Source organism: Xanthomonas sp. NCPPB 901, assembly GCF_056725085.1.
In genome coordinates, this window is the sequence record NZ_CM161511.1 from 1,976,843 (window position 1) to 1,995,097 (window position 18,255).

Annotated in this window: 9 protein-coding genes; 6 read left to right on the forward strand and 3 right to left on the reverse strand. The window is 67.2% G+C overall.

Annotated features, from left to right (window positions below; all coding sequences use genetic code 11):
• Positions 1–88: 88 nt before the first annotated feature.
• The 3 genes from AC1PME_RS08165 to AC1PME_RS08175 all read left to right on the forward strand — a co-directional run bounded on the left by AC1PME_RS08165 (position 89) and on the right by AC1PME_RS08175 (position 5,246).
• Complete coding sequence (locus tag AC1PME_RS08165; RefSeq protein ID WP_307549787.1) at positions 89–2,560, forward strand: VirB4 family type IV secretion/conjugal transfer ATPase; 2,472 nt, start codon at positions 89–91, stop codon at positions 2,558–2,560.
• A 386-nt stretch (positions 2,561–2,946) separates the two neighbouring features.
• On the forward strand, positions 2,947–3,381 hold the full coding sequence (locus AC1PME_RS08170) for a DUF4189 domain-containing protein (protein ID WP_481098089.1): 435 nt from the start codon (positions 2,947–2,949) through the stop codon (positions 3,379–3,381).
• 254 nt (positions 3,382–3,635) lie between these two features.
• Positions 3,636–5,246 carry an alpha-glucosidase gene (locus tag AC1PME_RS08175; protein ID WP_481097825.1) on the forward strand — a complete coding sequence of 537 codons (1,611 nt, stop codon included), beginning with the start codon at positions 3,636–3,638 and terminating at the stop codon, positions 5,244–5,246.
• Positions 5,247–6,063: 817 nt separating this feature from the next.
• Here AC1PME_RS08175 and AC1PME_RS08180 read toward each other — a convergent pair.
• Both AC1PME_RS08180 and AC1PME_RS08185 read right to left on the reverse strand, forming a co-directional pair.
• Complete coding sequence (locus tag AC1PME_RS08180; protein ID WP_254461104.1) at positions 6,064–8,814, reverse strand: TonB-dependent receptor; 2,751 nt, start codon at positions 8,812–8,814, stop codon at positions 6,064–6,066.
• A 480-nt stretch (positions 8,815–9,294) separates the two neighbouring features.
• Positions 9,295–11,418, reverse strand: a complete 2,124-nt coding sequence (locus AC1PME_RS08185) for a glycoside hydrolase family 97 protein (protein WP_481097826.1) — start codon at positions 11,416–11,418, stop codon at positions 9,295–9,297.
• A gap of 241 nt (positions 11,419–11,659) precedes the next feature.
• On the opposite strand from AC1PME_RS08185, the gene AC1PME_RS08190 reads away from it, so the two are divergent.
• Genes AC1PME_RS08190 through AC1PME_RS08200 form a run of 3 tightly spaced genes read left to right on the forward strand, consistent with a single transcriptional unit; the run spans position 11,660 to position 17,024 of the window.
• Positions 11,660–13,861 (forward strand): alpha-L-rhamnosidase-related protein, encoded by a 2,202-nt coding sequence (locus AC1PME_RS08190; protein ID WP_481097827.1) that lies wholly within the window; start codon positions 11,660–11,662, stop codon positions 13,859–13,861.
• Positions 13,858–15,342: an MFS transporter gene (locus tag AC1PME_RS08195; RefSeq protein ID WP_481097828.1), complete on the forward strand. Its 1,485-nt coding sequence runs from the start codon at positions 13,858–13,860 to the stop codon at positions 15,340–15,342. The genes AC1PME_RS08190 and AC1PME_RS08195 overlap by 4 nt, the downstream gene beginning before the upstream one ends.
• Before the next feature lie 8 nt (positions 15,343–15,350).
• The gene (locus tag AC1PME_RS08200) at positions 15,351–17,024 is read left to right on the forward strand and encodes an alpha-amylase family glycosyl hydrolase (protein WP_481098090.1); all 1,674 of its coding nucleotides are present in this window, start codon (positions 15,351–15,353) and stop codon (positions 17,022–17,024) included.
• Between the two features lie 149 nt (positions 17,025–17,173).
• Here AC1PME_RS08200 and AC1PME_RS08205 read toward each other — a convergent pair whose 3' ends face one another.
• Positions 17,174–18,238 carry a LacI family DNA-binding transcriptional regulator gene (locus tag AC1PME_RS08205; RefSeq protein WP_481097829.1) on the reverse strand — a complete coding sequence of 355 codons (1,065 nt, stop codon included), beginning with the start codon at positions 18,236–18,238 and terminating at the stop codon, positions 17,174–17,176.
• Positions 18,239–18,255 lie beyond the last annotated feature (17 nt).

Consider the following 18,255-nt stretch of genomic DNA (forward strand, 5'->3'; position numbering starts at 1 on the left):
GCGCGATGGCGGTAGCGCGTGGCTGGCGGTTCCCGGAGCATCTGCGCCGGGCCTTTGCAAGACGAAACGGATTCTGAGTTATTCCCTTATGTTCATCCCGGATACTTCGATCAGCGAGTTCATCTCCATCTCCACGCATGTGGCGCCGTCCGTGCTGAAGACGACGGGAGGAGATTTCATGCTGATCTGGCACTTGGGCGGGCTTCCGTTCGTGGGCCGCGAAGAGTGGGAGATCGAACACCGTCACAACACCTTCAATCGCATGCTGCAGACCCTGCGTGCCCCGGATTTCGCCAACGTGGCGTTCTGGGTGCACGACGTGCGCCGCCGTCGCCGCATCAAGAATGCGGGAAAGTTCAAGCAGGCCTTCAACCAGGACCTGTCGGACCAGTATTACGGCACCTTGTCGTCGCAGAAGATCATGCAGAACGAGCTGTACATGACGATGATCTATCGCCCGGTGGTGACGGGCAAGCGTCTCATGGACAAGTCGTCGAGCATTCCCCAGCTGCAGTCCGAGCAGGACCAGGCGATCGCCAAGGTGCTCGAGTTGGCGGGCAATGTCGAAGCCGTGCTGAAGGACTATTCGCCCTACCGCCTGAGCATGTACGAAGCCAGCAATGGCGTGGTGTTCTCCGAGGCGCTGGAGTTCTTCGGCTATCTGATCAACCGCATCGACGAGCCGGTGCCGGTGCTGCAGGCGCCGGTGCCCGCCTATCTGCCGGTCAGCAAGCACATGTTCGCCAACAAGACCGGCGACTTCGTGATCAAGACGCCTGAAGGCATCAATCACTTCGGCGCCATTCTGAACATCAAGGAATACACCGACGGGACCTATCCCGGCATTCTCAATGGCTTGAAGTATCTCGATTTCGAGTACGTGGTGACTCACTCCTTCAGCCCGATGGGGCGGCACGATGCGCTGAAGGTGCTCGATCGCACCAAGGGCATGATGGTGTCCTCCGGCGACAAGGCGGTCAGCCAGATCCACGAGCTCGACCTGGCCATGGACCAGTTGTCGTCGGGCAATTTCGTGTTGGGCGAGTACCACTTCACCATCGCCGTCTACGCGGATACGCAGGAGAAGCTCGCGCAGCAGGTCGCCACCACGCGTGCGGAGCTGTCCAATGCCGGTTTCGTCTCGACCAAGGAGGATCTGGCGGTCGCGTCCTCCTTCTACGCCCAATTGCCGGGGAACTGGCGCTACCGCACGCGTATCGCCAGTGTCAGCTCGCTGAACTTCCTTGGCCTGTCGCCGCTGCACAACTTCGCCCAGGGCAAGCGCGACAACAATCCGTGGGGCGAGTGCGTCACCACCTTGCAGACCACCAACGGTCAGCCGTACTACTTCAATTTCCACGCGACGCACCCGGCGGAGAACTCGCTGGGCGAAAAGGCGATCGCCAACACCATGGTGATCGGCAAGTCGGGTACCGGTAAGACCGCATTGATCAACTTCCTGCTCAGCCAGGTGCAGAAGTTCGATCCGGTCCCGACCATCTTCTTCTTCGACAAGGACCGCGGCGCCGAGATCTTCGTGCGCGCCTGCGGCGGCAATTACCTGGCGCTGGAGAACGGCAAGCCCACCGGCTTCAATCCGTTCCAGTGCGAGCGCACCGAGGCGAACGTGCAGTTCCTGGCCGACCTGATCAAGGTCCTGGCCGGCAAGATCGAGTACACCTCGCGCGAAGAGGAGGACATCTTCCGTGGCGTGGAAGGCATGCTCGATACGCCGATGCACCTGCGCAGCATGACCAACTTCCGCAAGAGCCTGCCCAACATGGGCGACGACGGCCTGTACGCCCGCATGCGCAAGTGGACCGCCGGCAACTCGCACGGCTGGGTGTTCGACAACCCGGTCGACACGATCGATCTCGAGAAGGCCAGCATCATCGGCTTCGACTACACCGACGTCATCGACAACCCTGAAGTACGCGTTCCGGTCATCAACTACCTGCTGCATCGGCTGGAGGCGCTGATCGACGGCCGGCCGTTGATTTACGTGATGGACGAGTTCTGGAAGATCCTCGACGGCAAGGGTGGCCTGAAGGAGTTCGCCAAGAACAAGCAGAAGACCATCCGAAAGCAGAACGGCCTCGGCATCTTCGCCACCCAGAGCCCGGAGGATGCGCTCGCCAGCGACATCTCCGCGGCGCTGGTCGAACAGACCGCGACCATGATCCTGCTGCCCAATCCCAATGCCAGCAAGGAAGACTACATGGACGGCCTCAAGCTCACCGAGGCCGAGTACCAGGTCGTGGTCAGCCTGGACGAGCGCTCGCGCTGCTTCCTGGTCAAGCAGGGCCACGGGTCGTCGGTGTGCCAGCTCAACCTCCGCGGCATGGACGATGCACTGTCGGTCATCTCGGCGTCGACCGACAATATCGAAATCATGCACGAGGTGTTGGAGCGCAAAGCCAAGGAACATGGCGTCGTGCCGGACGACCTGACGCCAGAGCAGTGGTTGAACGAGTTCTATGCACGGCGTAAGGGATCCGGAAAATCGGCTCCGGCGAGATCGATGTCTTCGGATAATCGGGGGGCGGCGGCGGTCAACTGACCGCCTTGCCTTGGTTACGCACGGGGATGTTTCTACAAGATCTTTGTTGAGTTGCGCATGGACAAGAGGACGAAAGCATTCAGTCGTGTTCGTGTCGTTCGTGTCGTTGGTGTGGTTGCGCTGCTCACGCTGTTGCCAGCGGGATCCGGCGACTGGTAGGCCCTATACGCCGCAGTCGCCTGGCAATGACGCGTCCTATCGAGGCAATGATTTCAATCCCTCCAGCGCTGTTACGCAAAATCATGCGCTGAGACAGCCTGGCTTCTCCTCCGGTGCGAATGGCCAGACGGGAGTTGGCAGATTCAGGCCTCAGGACCTAGGTTAATTAGGTTTTGGAGGCTGCTGTGAAACCCATCTTCTTTTTATCTTGTCTGTTGATCAGCTCGATGGCATCTGCGCAAACGGCGTGTCCATCCGGCGTGGCGCCAGGTAGTTCTCAATGTGGCCCAAGTCCTGGCTGTGCTGAGGCTCCTGCCCGTCCGACAGGAGAGTGGATTAAAACGTGGGGTGCGATCGCGACGGCGTCCAGTGGAGACATCGGAAGCAGCACCGGTAGATTTTCCGAAAAGGATGCCGAGCCTGGCGCGTTGAAAAGATGTGCTGATCTCGGCAATTCGGATTGCAAGGTTGCTTTCACGTATAAAAACCAGTGCGTAGCGGTCGTCCAGGGCCCCGACGGCAGCGGAGTGGGAAAGATAGTAAGTGCTGTAAGTGTCGAGGCGGCTACGAAAGAGGCGTTGCGCCGGTGTAAGGAGGCATCTGGCTCCGAATGTGTTGTCAGAGGCACGGATTGTTCGGAGGCTCAGTTTAAGAAATATTGATTCGTAAGGGAATTTAATTTTGCGTTGAAATTTTCATTTATGATTTGAATTCTTTATTTCTGGTTTATTGCTCGTCCGTGCGAACTCTGACGTGCCAGCAATTTCGTCTCGCCGCCGGCCTCTCACCAGTTTTATCCGTCCGTTGGCGTGAATACGTATGCATCTATGTCTGAACTTGAGACATCAACGCTACTCTAACGCGGCGTTTCGCGTGCCTGTCGCACGCGCGATTTCTGCCCGAAGGGGGGCGTTGCATGTCTCAGGCTCCATGGTGGCGCGGTGCCGTCATCTATCAGATCTATCCGCGTAGCTTCCTCGACGCCAACGGCGATGGCATCGGCGATCTGCCGGGAATCGTGCGCAAGCTGGACTACATCGCGGCATTGGGCGTCGATGCGATCTGGATCTCGCCGTTCTTCAAGTCGCCGATGGCCGATTTCGGCTACGACATCGCCGACTACCGCGAGGTCGATCCGCTGTTCGGCACCATGGCCGACTTCGATGCTCTGCTGGCCAAGGCGCATGCGCTGGGCCTGAAGGTGATGATCGACCAGGTGCTCAGCCATACCTCGGTCGAGCACGACTGGTTCAAGGAGAGCCGGCAAAGCCGCGACAATCCGAAGGCCGATTGGTACGTGTGGGCCGATGCGCGCGAGGATGGGACGCCGCCGAACAACTGGCTGTCGATCTTCGGCGGCGTGGCGTGGCAATGGGAGCCGCGCCGGGCGCAGTACTATCTGCACAACTTCCTGGCGTCGCAGCCGGATCTGAACTTCCACAATCCGCAGGTGCAGCAGGCGACGCTGGACAACGTCGAGTTCTGGCTGGCGCGCGGCGTGGACGGCTTCCGGCTGGATGCGATCAATTTCTGCTTCCACGATCCGCAGCTACGCGACAACCCGCCCAAGCCGCCGGAAAAGCGGGTCGGCCGTGGCTTCAGCCCGGACAATCCGTACGCCTTCCAGTACCACTACTACAACAACACGCAGGCGGAGAATCTGCCGTTCCTGCAGAAGTTGCGCAGCCTGCTCGACCGCTATCCGGGGACGGTGAGCCTGGGCGAGATCTCGTCGGAAGATTCGCTGGCGACCACGGCCGAGTACACGCGGGCCGGGCATCTGCACATGGGCTACAGCTTCGAACTGCTGACCGACGATTTCAGCGCCGCCTACATCCGCCAGACGGTCTCCCGCCTGGAAGCGGCGATGACCGAAGGCTGGCCGTGTTGGGCGATTTCCAATCATGACGTGCAGCGCGCAGTGACGCGTTGGGGGCAGGGCGCCGAGACGCCGGCCTTCGCGCGCCTGCTGGTCGCGATGCTGTGCTCGCTGCGCGGCTCGGTCTGCCTCTACCAGGGCGAAGAGCTGGGCCTGGGCGAGGCGGACGTGCCGTTCGAGGCCTTGCAGGACCCCTATGGCATCGCGTTCTGGCCGAACTTCAAGGGCCGCGATGGATGCCGGACGCCGCTGCCGTGGGATGCCGGCGAGCAGGCCGGCTTCAGTACGGGCACGCCCTGGCTGCCGGTCGCGCCAGCGCATCGTGCGCAATCGGTGGCGGCGCAGGAGGCCGACCCGCAGTCGGTACTGCTAGCGATCCGCCGGTTCCTGGCCTGGCGCAAGCGCCATCCGGCGCTGCGCGAGGGCGACATCGTGTTCCACGAGACGGCCGAGCCCGTGCTGATGTTCCAGCGCCGCCATGCGGCGCAAACCTTGCTGCTGGCGTTCAACCTGTCTGCCGAGGCCGCCGAGGTGGCGGTGCCGGAGGGAGCCTGGCAGGCGCTGGAGGTACCGGGCGTGGAGCCTGGGGCGCTTGGCGAGCGCTTGCGTTTGCCCGGCTATGCGATGGTGTGCCTGCAGGGCGCGTGAGCGCGGATGGGCGATCGCTGTCGAGGGGAATGCCGCATCGCTGCTGATGCGGCTGCGGCACTGCGGAGAGGCCGTTGGCTGATCTGACGATCCGGCTCGCACCGGACTGGGCCGCATACGTGCGGCGGCCACGTCGGCGCTTGGGTGAGCGGTACGGATCGATCCGGAGTGCCGACATCGGTTGGTGGCATGCGCCAGCGGCCACGACGTTGCGGTAGATGTCGCCAGCACACAAGGGCCGATCCAGACACGGCGTTGCCGGTCCACACGATGAACCGCCCGTCGTGCCGCCTCGCCCGGCGCCGGGGACATTGCCATAACGCCGCCATGGGGGTGCGCCACGACGCCGCGTGGGCGTTGCGCCGCACTTTCGGGCATCGTCCCGAGGTCGCCAGGCCCACGCGTCGGCCTTGGCGATCTGCAACACCGCCTTTCCCGCCGACGCGGGCAGTTGCGCGTGCTCGCGGCCTTCCGCTGCAAGCCATTGTCCGCGATGGTGATGCCACTCTCGATCGGCTGCCGTAGCCCCGCTTTGTCGGAGCCCTATCGTCCGGAGGGCGACCAGGTTGGTCCGGACTCCCGATCGGACGTTCGGGTATGGAGCTTCCTCGCCTTCGGGAAGAGTAGCGCGCGCGTCCCTGCGAACTACTCGTCTTCCCTCCGGATGACGAAAGGGACTGCCACCGCTGCCCGATCGCGATCTTCCCTCTCGCCGCTGAGCTCCCAGGCATTCGACCTCACCGCAGCCGCAACCGCGCAACGAAAAAACGCCCGCCGGGTGCGCCGGCGGGCGTCGTCTGCATCCTCTTGGCGGGGCTCAGAACTTGTAGTTCACGCCCAGCATGTAGGTGCGTCCCCATTCGACGTACTCCAGCGGGCGGTCCTTGGTGCCGGCGTACGTGCGGTAGGGCGAGTTGGTCAGGTTGCTCGCCTGCAGCAGCAGGCTCAGCCCGGCCAGGGTGCTGCCGTCGGCGAAGGTGTAGCTGAGCTGGGCGTCGGTGACGTTCTCGCCGACCACATAGCGCAGCGTGCGGTTGCCGTTGAAGTTGCCGATCTCGCCGATGAAGTCCGAGCGCCGCCGCTGGCTGACGCGCGCCTCGAAGCCGTTGCGCTCGTAGTAGGCGGTGACGTTGTACACGCGCTTGGACAGGCCGGGCAGGTCGATCGGCGCCGAGCCGACGCTGGAGGCGCTTTCCGGATCGAGGATCTTGATGTCGCTGTCGTTGAAGGTCGCGCTGGCCTGCACGCCGAAGCCGCGCAGGCTGTCGGTCAACATGTCCAGCGGCAACGACGCGGTCAGCTCCAGGCCGCGCAAGGTGCCGCCCTTGCCGTTCTGCGGCGAGGAGAAGGTGCCCGTCGTCTGCACGGGCACGGTCATGCCAGGCGGCCGCACATAGCTGGCGAGCAAGGCGGAAAAGTCGTAGTCGTCGCGCGACTGCGTATAGATGTAGCTCTTCAGGTCCTTGTAGAACACCGCGGCCGCCACGTACGCCTTCTCGCCGAAGTACTTCTCGTACGACAGGTCCAGCGCGTTGGCGCGCCACGGGTCCAGCAGGGGATTGCCGCCGCTGCCGCCGGGCTTGCCGGTGGAGGTGTCGACGCCGAAGTCCAGGCCGGCGCGCATCTGGTCCACGCGCGGCCGCGCCACCTGCTTGGCCGCGGCGAAGCGCAGGGTCTGCTGGTGCGGGAACAGGAAGGCCAGGTTGAGGCTCGGCAGCCAGTCGTTGTAGGTCTTGCCGGCATCGATCGGCAGCACGTTCTGGCCCGCGGGACGTGACTGGTCGAAGTAGCTGGATTGCGAGCTCTGGTCGGCGTGCTGCAGCTGCACGCCGATGTTGCCGCGCACCCCGACCTCGCCGATGTCGGTGTTGATGTTGGCGCGGACCCAGGCCGTGGTGATCTTCTCCTGCACGGTCCACGACTTCGGGATCAGGTAGTCCAGATTGGTGACCGGGTTGAAGCTCATGTAGCGCGAGACCGCCGCCGGCACGTTCCAGGCCGGGATGGTGCCGATGCCGGCGAAGCCCAGGTTGACCGGGTCGTACTGCAGGTCGCTGGCGATGCTGGTGTCGCCCTGCGCGCCGAGCAGGATGTTGCCCTCGGCCTGGGTCTTCTGCTTGCGGCGGTCGGCGTAGTTCACGCCCACGTCGATGTCCGAAAACCAGGTCAACGCCTGCGGTGCCGGCAAGGTCGCCGCCAGGCGGCCACCCTTCAGGCGGTCCTCGACCTCCGGCACCTTGCCGTAGCCGGAGCCGTAGATGGTGTTGGTCAGGAACAGGTCGTTCGGGTTGGAGTAGTCGCGGCCAGGGGTGATCTGCGAGAAGCCGTTGGGCTTGATCACCAGGCCGACGGTATCGAGCTGCGGCATCGGCACCAGCTGCAGGTTGTTCTCCAGGTTCAACTCCTTGCGGGTCGCCTTGGAGTAGTTCAGGTCGGCCATCAGGCGCACGCTGCCGAGGTTGAACTCGTTGTTCCAACCGAACGCGTCGATCTTGTCCTTGCGCTTGTTGTACATGCCGCGCACCAGCGGATACACGCCGCTGGCGGTGCCGCCGGTGAAGCTGCCGCTGGCGTCGACCTGCGGGTTGGTGATCAGCAGGCCGGGCGTGTAGCCGCCGTTGAAGTTGCTGAGATTGACCTCGAACTGGTTGGCGGTGTCGATCTGCTCGGCTTCGGTATGGAACGCGTCGAAGGTGCTGGTCCAGCTGCTGGACGGACGGAACTGCACGGTCGCCATCACGCCGTCGCGCTTGTTGTTGCCGGTGCGGCGCAGCGCCTTGATGCCGTCGGAGAAGTAGGTGCCCGGCGCCACGCCGGGGCGGCTGCCGCTGTCGGTGTTCTGCGTGGTCCACGGCTCGTACAGGCCGACCTGGTTTTCCTGGATCGGCATGTCGCTGTGGGCATAGCCGATCGAAACGCCCAGAGTGTTGTCCAGGAACTGGTCGATGTAGCTGGCGCTGAAGCGGTTGCCGAAGGCGTCGACATCGGCGGCCTTGCCGAGCGAGCTCTTCTGCAGGCGGCCGCTGAGCGCGATCACCCGGTCCGGGAAGCTCAGCGGGCGCACGGTCTGCATGTCGATGGTGCCGGACAGGCCCTGGCCGACCAGGCCGGCATCGGGCGTCTTGTACACGGTCACGCCGTTGACCAGTTCCGAGGGGTACTGGTCGAACTCGACGCTGCGGTTGTCGCCGGTGCTGACCACTTCGCGGCCGTTGAGCAGTGTGGTGGCGAAGTCCGGCGACAGGCCGCGCACGCTGATCACCTGGGCGCGGCCGGCGACGCGCTGCGCGGCCAGGCCGGGCAGGCGGCCGAGCGATTCGGCGATGCTCACGTCCGGTAGCTTGCCGATGTCCTCGGCCGAGATCGCCTCGACGATGGACGTGGCGTCCTGCTTGACCGCGATGGCGTTTTCGATGCCGCGGCGGATGCCGGTCACCTGGACCTTGTCCAGTTCGGTGACCGGATCGTTGGACGTGGTGGTGGCGGTCTCGGACTGTGCAGCGGCCAGCATCGGCGTCAGTGCGACGGCCAGCGCCAGCGTCAGCGCGTTGCGCTTGTGGTTCAACATTTTCCCCTCCCAGGCAATGTTGTCTTGCGAAGATCTGAACCGGCGAGGCGGCCGGATGTGCGTGTCGCGCCGCCGCACGGCGGTGTCGCGATTGCGCTGTATGGTAGACACGCGGCTTCGTCGCGAACGCCCGCTGCATACGTATTCACTGGAGCGCATCGCATTGGAAGCGCTTTCAGGGCCGCACTGTCGCGTGCACGTCGCGACGCCGGTGTCGTTGCGAACAGGCGCATGCTCGATGCGTCGACGTGGCCCCTCGTGAACGCGCGGACGCGGCGCGGTAGCAGTGCCACGGTTTCGCGCCAGCGCGGGGTTGCTGGGTCGCGTTGTGGATGGCACGGCACACGTATTGCCCAATTGCCCTGCGCCGCAGCGCTGTCCTGCCGCGCACGATGGCGCGACGCCGTGCATGTGACCAGGCATCGCGCGCGTGCGCCGCCGACGTGCCGCCGGCGGCGCCGCATGCGGCATGGTGGCGCGCTAGCGCGGCGCGGCCGTGCCGGCGGAGGTCGGCGCCGGATCCAGCGGGACGAAGCGGATCGCCTGGCCGCCGCCGGGGGCCAGCTTCACCTGCAATCGATCGCCGCTGGTGACTTCGCGCTGCTCGCGCACGAAGTCGAACGGATTGCGCTGGTAGTCGGCGGCATCGCCGTCGCGGTAGATCTCGGCGCGGTAGCGCACGCCCGGCTCGAGGAAGCCCAGCGCGATCGGCAGGACGCGGCCGTGTTCGTCGGTGATGCTGCCGAGGAACCAGTCGCGGCTGTGCCGGTCCTTGCGCACGATGGTCACGTAATCGCCGACCTCGCCGTCGAGTACGCGGCTGTCGTCCCAGTCCACTGCCACGTCCTCGATGAAACGGAAGGCGTCGCGGTGCTGCAGGTAGTGTTCGGGCAGGTCGGCCGCCATCTGGATCGGGCTGTACAGGGTCACGTACAGCGCCAGCTGCCGCGCCAGCGTGCTTGGAATCGCGCGTCCGTCGCGGCCCTTCAGGCTGAGGATGCCGGGGGTGTAGTCCATGGGGCCGGCCAGCATCCGCGTGAACACCAGATCGACTTCGTGCTCCGGCGGATTCGGCGGCTCGCCCCAGGCGTTGTATTCCATGCCGCGCGCGCCTTCGCGCGAGAGCCAGTTCGGGTAGGTGCGGCGCAGGCCGGTGTCCTTGATCGGCTCGTGGGCGTTGACCGACAGATGGCGCTTGGCCGCCTCCTGCACCACCTTGAGATGGTGGCGGGCCATGAACTGGCCATCGTGCCATTCGCGCCACAGCGGACCGCCGGCCGGATTGCGCCGGTCCACCTGGCCGTCCTCGCAGACGTAGCCGGTCTTGAAGGTGTCCACGCCCAGCCGCGCATACAGATCCAGCGCCGCATCCAACTGGTCCTCGTAGTGTTCCACCGCGCAACCGGTCTCGTGGTGGCCGATCAGATGCACGCCCTTTTTCGCTGCGTAGGCGCTGAGCGCGGCGATGTCGAAGTCCGCGGTGGGGCGAGTGAAGTCGAAGTCATAGCCGTTGCCGCCCCAGTCGCCGTCCCAGCCGGGGTTCCAGCCTTCCACCAGCACGCCGCGGAAGCCGTGCGCGGCGGCGAAGTCGATGTAGCGGCGGGTGTTGGCGGTGGTGGCGGCATGCCTGGGGCCGCGTGCCCAGGTCTGCTCGTTCAAATGCATCGACCACCACACGCCGACGTACTTGGCCGGATGCACCCAGCTCACGTCGCCCAGCGCATTGGGTTCGTTGAGGTTGAGGATCAGGTTGGAATCGACCAGGCCGCCGGCGGTGTCGCTGATCTGCAGCGTGCGCCACGGCGTGTCGAAGGGCAGGGCGCGGCGCACCTTCCAGCCTTCCGCCGACGGCGACAGTTGCGCATGCAGGCGCTGGCCTTCGCCGCGGCGCAGCCACATGCCGGCGTAGTCGACCAGGGCGGCTTCGTGGATGGCCAGGTGCAGGCCGTCCTGGCTGCGCAGGGTGAACGGCGTGTGCGCCAGCGGCACTTCGCGCAGCGGCGTACGCCGGTACAGGTATTCGTAGTGGATGGTGCCGCCGGCCGGGATCCACCAGGCGGTCGCATCGGGGACGATGTCGAACTCGGTCAGCTCCTCGTCGATGATCGCTTCCTGCATGCCGGCCTGCTGCGGAAAGCTGTAGCGGAAGCCGAGCCCGTCGTCGTAGACGCGGAACACCACCGCGAAGCGGCGCTGGCGGCCGCCGCGCTCGCCCAGCTCCACACGCAACTCGTTGTAGTGGTTGCGCACGTAGCGGCGCTCGCCCCATGGCTGTTCCCAGGTCTCGTCGACGCTGCGGCTGCGCTGGTCCAGCACGGCCAGGTCGCGGTCCAAATTGCCGTCGCGCAACTGGAAGCCGAGCTGCGAGTCGCCGACCACCGGTTCGCCCAGGCGCAGCACGCGGTAGCTGGGGCGGCCGTCGTCCAGTTGCAGCGAGACCTGCAGGGCCTTGCCGGGCGAGTCGACGCTGGCCACCGTCTGCGGTGCCGCGTGCAGCTGTGGTGCGATGCACAACAGCACGCTCGCCAGCAGCGCCGGCAGGCGTCGCGCCGGACGCGGGCGAAAGATGGGCAGGCGCGACAAAACGTGAAGCGGCAGCGGCATATCCCCCTCCCAAGGCGACCGTGGCAGCGCAACGACTATAGCCGCGGCGCCGCATGCCGCCGTCGCGCAGCGCATGAATACGTATGCAAGCGCACGCGCCGCCGTGCCGCCCGTCTACCATGTCCACAGCGCCCCGCGATGCGGAGGCGGCGACCGCGGCGCCGGCAATGTCGGCCCGTGCTTTCACCACGCAGGCAAAGAGGGAGGGAGGTCGATCGGTGCGAGCCGGTCTGCCGCTTCGATGCTGAAGATGATCTGCTTGGCCGCCACCTTGGGTGCTGCGGCGTCGGCGTCTGCTGGACAGACGTCATTGCACTGGCGTGGCCAGACCGCGCAGGCCGAGGCCACCGCCGATGGCGGCTTCGTGCTGCATGCGGCGCACGGCACGCGTACGCTGCCGGCACAGCCGCTGCGCAGCGAGACCGACAGCCCGCTGTTCGATGCGCTGTTCGCGCTGGCGCAGCAGGAACTGCACGACGATCAGGTCCAGGCCATCCGCGACCCGGCGTTCGACCACGGCAAGCCGTTGCCGTGCGATTGCTACCAGACCGGCGAGCGCTGGCCCTACGTATGGACCCGCGATGTCAGCTATGCCGCGGACCTGGCCCTGGCACGGCTGGATCCGGAGCGCACGCGGCGTTCGCTGCGCTTCAAGCTGTCGCCGCTGCGCGGCGCCGATGCGCTGCCGGGGCTGTTCGTGGCGCAGGACACCGGCTCCGGCGGCAGCTGGCCGGTGAGCAGCGACCGCGTGGTGTGGTTCCTGGCTGCGCGCCACCTGCTGGACGAACCGGGCTTCGCCGCCGACACCCGCGCCGCGCTCGCCGCCACGCTGGCGCAGGACCGTGCGTTCGCGTTCGATCCGCGCATCGGCCTGTACCGCGGCGAGACCTCGTTCCTGGACTGGCGCGAGCAGACCTATCCGGCCTGGACCCGCGAGGACGTCGGCTTCGTCGCCAGTTCCTTCGCGCTGTCCACCAACGTGCTGCACTACCAGGCGCTGCGCCTGGGCGAGCGCCTGGCCCGCGAGCAGGGCGACACGCAGGCGGCCACGCGTTATACCGGCTGGGCCGATGCGCTGCGCCAGGCGATCGCCGAGCGCTTCTGGCGCGAGGACCGCGGCACCTACGTCAGCTATATCGGCACCGCCGAGCATCCAGTGCGCTACGAAAGCTACGATCTGCTGGGCCTGTCGCTGGCGGTGCTGGCCGACGTGCTGCCCGCCGCGCGCGCGCGCCAGGCGCTGGCGCGCTATCCGGCGGTGGAGGCGGGCAGCCCGGTGGTGTGGCCGCAGCAGCGCGAGGTACCGATCTACCACAACCGGGCGATCTGGCCGTTCGTCAGCGCCTATGCGCTGCGCGCGGCGCGGCATACCGACGACAGCGCGCGCATCGACCTGGAAGTGCGTTCGCTGCTGCGCGGCGCCGCGCTGGCCGGCTCGAACATGGAGAACTACGAGTTCCTGAGCCAGGCCGCGCATGTCGACGACGGCCCGCTCAGCGGGCCGGTGGTCAATTCGCCGCGGCAGCTGTGGTCGGTGGCCGGCTACCTGGCGATGGTGGTCGAGGGCGTGTTCGGGGTGGAGGACGACGGCCGCGTGTTGCCCAAGCTGCCCGCCAGCCTGGTGCCGTTGCTGTTCGGCGAGCGCCAGGAGATCGCCTTGCAACTGCAGGACCGACGCGTCGTGCTGCGGCGGCCGGCGCAACTGCGGGGCGACCTGCTGGTCGCCGGCGACACCCGCAGCCAGGACGGCGTGACCACCGTCGATCTGGTCGCGCGGCGCAGCGGTAGCGCGCCCCTGCATGTGCTCGCGGCGGCGGACGTCTTCGCGCCGCTGGCGCCGCCGGCACCGCAGGTGCGGCGCGAGGCGCAGGGCTGGCGCGTGCAGGCCGCCGCGGACACGCTGCTGTACGTCGATGGGCAGGCGCGCACGGGAAGCGCCGACGGCATGCTGTTGCCGCTGGCCGAGCACGTGCAGTGCCTGAGCCTGACCCGGCGCGGGGACCGCTGGGAGTCGCTGCACAGTCCCACCGTCTGCGTCGGCGACGTCGCGCGCGTGGACGGCGCCGACGACTGGGCGTGGACGGCGCCGCACGATGGCACGTATCGGCTGAGCCTGCGCTACGTCAACGCGCATGGCCCGATCAACACCGGCGTCACCGCCGCGGTGAAACGCCTGCAGGTGCAATGCGGTGCGGCGTCACCGCAGACGCAGCCGCTGGTGATGCCGCACAGCGTGGGCGAGCAGACCTCCACGGCGGCGGCATTCACCCTGCAGGCCGGGCAGCGCTGCCACGCGCGGCTGTTGCCGGCGGCGAACATGAGCGCGCTGCAACACTTCGCGCGCTACACCGGCGGGCAGGGCGGCGCCGATGGCGTGGTCAATGCCGCCGATGTCGCCGCACTGTTGATCGCGCCGATCGGCGCTGCCGGAGGTCGCCCATGAGGGACGTGGCCCGCGCCAAGCCGGCGCTGTCGTTCTGGCAGATCTGGAACATGTGCTTCGGCTTCCTGGGCATCCAGTTCGGCTTCGCCCTGCAGAACGCCAACGCCAGCCGCATCTTCCAGACCCTGGGCGCGGACATGGAGCAGGTGCCGGGGCTGTGGATCGCCGCGCCGCTGACCGGGCTGATCGTGCAGCCCATCGTCGGCTACCTGTCCGACCGCACCTGGAACCGCTTCGGCCGGCGCCGGCCGTACTTCATGGTCGGCGCGCTGTTCACCACGCTCGCGTTGCTGGCGATGCCGAACTCGCCGGCGCTGTGGGTGGCGGCGGGGACGCTGTGGGTGCTGGACGCCTCGATCAACATCTCGATGGAACCGTTCCGTGCCTTCGTCGGCGACCAGTTGCCGCCGCGCCAGCGCGCCAGCGGCTATGCGATGCAGAGCTTCTTTATCGGCGTGGGCGCGGTGGTGGCGAGCATGCTGCCGTGGCTGCTGGCGCACTGGGGCGTGAGCAACACCGCCGCCCCCGGCGAGGTACCGGCGACGGTGCGCTACGCGTTCTACCTCGGCGGCGCGGTGCTGTTCCTGTCCATCGGCTGGACCGTGCTGCGCACCCGCGAGTATCCGCCCGAGGACCTGCACGGTTTCGACGACGCCACCCCGGCCGCCACCGCGACGCAGCCGCGCCGCGCCGATGTCGCCGCTGCGCTGTGGGGCGCCGTGGGCATCGCCGGGGGCGCCGCCATCGCCGTCAGCGGCGGCGACCGCATGCTGTACGTGCTGGCCGGGCTGTGCCTGGGCTACGGCGTGCTGCAGGGGCTGGCGCCGCGCCTGCGCCGCGGGCACATGCTGGCGGCGATCGCCTGCGACCTGCAGACCATGCCGCAGGCGATGCGGCGCCTGGCCTGGGTGCAGTTCTTCTCGTGGTTCGCGCTGTTCGCGATGTGGATCTACACCACCGCCGCGGTGACCCAGACCCATTACGGCACCCACGACGCGACCTCGGCCGCGTACAACGACGGCGCCAACTGGGTCGGCGTGCTGTTCGCCGCCTACAACGGCTTCGCCGCGCTGGCGGCGATCGCGATCCCGCGGCTGGTGCGCGCCTGCGGGCTGCGCATGAGCCACCTGCTGAACCTGTGCCTGGGTGCGGCCGGCCTGCTGTCGTTCCTGTGGATCCGCGATCCGCAGTGGCTGCTGCTGTCGATGGTCGGGGTGGGCTTCGCCTGGGCCTCGATCCTGTCGCTGCCCTACGCCCTGCTGTCGGACAGCGTGCCGGCGGCGAAGATGGGCGTGTACATGGGCATCTTCAATTTCTTCATCGTGATCCCGCAGTTGGTCGCGGTCAGCGTGCTGGGCTTCGTGCTCACGCACTGGCTCGATGGCCGGCCGCTGTACGCGCTGGCGATCGGCGGCGGCAGCCTGCTGGTGGCGGCGCTGTGCGTGCTGCGGGTGCCGTCGGATTCGGGAGCAACTGCATGATCGATCGGATGTCGCTGCTGGCGCTGGCCCTGCTGGGGGCCTGTGCCGCGTCCGCGCAGGCCCAGGCGCCTGCACAGGAGGAGTTCTACGGCACGCTGGAGCCGTTCGCCAGCGAGGCGGTGTACTTCGTGGTCACCGACCGTTTCGTCAACGGCGACCCGGGCAACGATCACCGCGACCAGGGCGGCGCGCACCGCACCTTCGACATCCCGATCCCGGCGCCGCCGGGCGAGAGCGACAACATCGGCTACCTCGGCGGCGACTTCAAGGGCGTGGTCGACAACGCCGGCTACATCCGCGACCTGGGTTTCGGCGCGGTGTGGATCACTCCGATCGTCGACAACCCCGACCAAGCCTTCACCGGCGGCAAGCCGATCACCTGGGGCAGTTCGCTGAGCGATCGCGGCAAGACCGGCTACCACGGCTACTGGGGCGTCAACTTCTACAAGCTCGACGAGCATCTGCCGAGTCCGGGGCTGGATTTCGCCGGCTTCACCCAGGCCATGCACGCGCAGCAGCTGAAGGTGGTGCTGGACATCGTCGGCAACCACGGCTCGCCGGCCTGGACCATGCCCAAGCGGCAGCCGATGTTCGGCCAGGTGTTCGACCGCGACGGCAAGCTGATCGCCGACCACCAGAACCTGCCGCCATCCAAGCTGGACCCGGCGCACAACCCGTTGCACGCGTTCTACAACACCGGCGGCAACCTGGCGCAGCTGTCCGATTTCAACGAGCGCAACCCGGCGGTGATGGACTACCTGGTCGGCGCCTACTCGCAATGGCTGGGGCAGGGCGCCGACGCGTTCCGCATCGACACCATCGGCTGGATGCCGGATAGCTTCTGGCATGAGTTCGTGCGCCGCATCCGCGCGCAGCGCCCGGGCATGTTCATGTTCGGCGAGGACTTCGACTACGACGCGCACAAGATCGCCGGCCACACCTGGGCGAACAATGCGGGTGTCAGCGTGCTGGATTTCCCGCTCAAGCAGGCGCTGGCGGCGACGTTCGGACACGCCCGGCGCGGCTACGAGACGCTGCAGCCGGCGCTGTACCTGGAGCGCGGCCCGTACGCCAATCCGTACGAGCTGATGACCTTCTACGACAACCACGACATGGCGCGGCTGGACGCCAGCGACGCCGGTTTCATCGACGCGCACAACTGGCTGTTCACTGCGCGCGGCATCCCGGTGATCTACTACGGCTCGGAGACCGGCTTCATGCGCGGCCGCGCCGAGCATGCCGGCAACCGCAACTATTTCGGCCAGGCGCGAGTGAACGCCGCTCCCGGCAGCCCGATCTTCGCGCCGCTGCGGCGCATCGCCACGCTGCGCCAACGCAGCCCGGCGCTGCAGCGTGGGCTGCAGCTCAACCTGCGCCTGTCCGGCGACGAGGCGGTGTTCTACCGCGTGTTCCAGCATGCGGGCACCACCCAGACCGCGCTGGTGCTGCTCAACAAGGGCGATGCGCCGCGCACGCTGGAGGTGCGCCGCTACCTGCAGCCCGGCATCTGGCGCGACGGCTTCGACGGCAGCGCCATCGAGGTGAGCGATGCGTTGCGCGCCGAGGTGCCGGCACACGGGGTGCGCGTGTTCCTGTCCGATGCGCCGATCGTGCGGCCGGACCTGCGCGCGCGCCTGCGCTGGCTGATGGCGGCCAAGGACGGGGTCGCGCCGACGCCCTGAAGCTTGGGGATGCGCGTCTGCCTGGTGCGTCGGCCTGCGCTCGCCGTCCACGCGCACTGGGTGGTGTGAGCCGGTCTTGCGGACTCCGCGTTTCGCTCCTGGAGCCGGCCTGCGTCCGGCTCGCGACCCGACGCGCCGGCGGTGACGCCTCAGCCGCGCAGCGAGGAGCCGCGCAGCGCCAGCGTCACCGGCAAGGTGCGGCTGCTCACCGGCTGCCCGGCGATCTGCGCCAGCAGGGTCTCCACCAGCACCGCGCCGGCCAGCTTGGTGTCCTGCTGCACGGTCGACAGCGCCGGGTCGACGCTGGCCGCCACCGGGATGTCGTCGAAGCCGGCCAGGGCCACGTCCTCGGGCACGCGCAGCCCGTGCTCGCGCAAGGCCTTCAGCGCGCCGATCGCGATCAGGTCGCTGGCGGCGAACAGCGCATCGAAGCGCTCGCCGCGGCCGAGCAGGGCCAGCGCCGCGGCGTAGCCGGACTGTTCGGTGGTGATCGCGTCGACCTGCAGCGCCGGCGTGGCCTCGGCACTGGCCGCACGCAGCGCCTGCAGGTGGCCGCGGTAGCGTTCCAGGAATTCGGGGTAATGGTTGGAGGCGTCGCCGAGGAAGGCGATGCGGCGGCGGCCCTGCGTCAGCAGGTGCGCGGTGATGTCGTGGCCGCCCTGGAAGTTGTCGCTGCCGATCGACACGCCCGGCTGCCCGGGCAGCACCGCGCCCCAGCGCACGAAATGGATGCCCTGGTCGACCAGGTGCTGCAGCCGCTGCTGCGCCTGCAGGTAGTCGCCGTAGCCGAGCAGGATCAGCCCGTCGGCCTTCTGGCTGTCGCCGTAGTCGGCGCGCCAGTTGTCCGACAACTGCTGGAACGACACCAGCAGGTCGTAGCCATGGCGGGCGCAGGCGCGAGTGATCGACCCCAGCATCGAGTGGAAGAACGGGTTGATCAGCGAGTCGTCGGTGGTCGGGTCCTCGAAGAACAGCAGCGCCAGGGTGCCGGCATTGCGCAGGCGCAGGCTGGAGGCGTGCTTGTCGACCTTGTAGTTCAGCTCGCGGGCGATCGCCAGGATCTTGCGCCGGGTCTGCTCGTTGACCGCCGGGCTGCCGCGCAGCGCGCGCGAGACGGTGGGTTGCGACACGCCTGCCAGGTAGGCGATGTCCAGCGATGTGGCCTTGCCTTTGATGACGGCGCGTCCGGTGCGGAGAAAACGTCGGCGAAGCATGCCATGGCGTCCGCCTT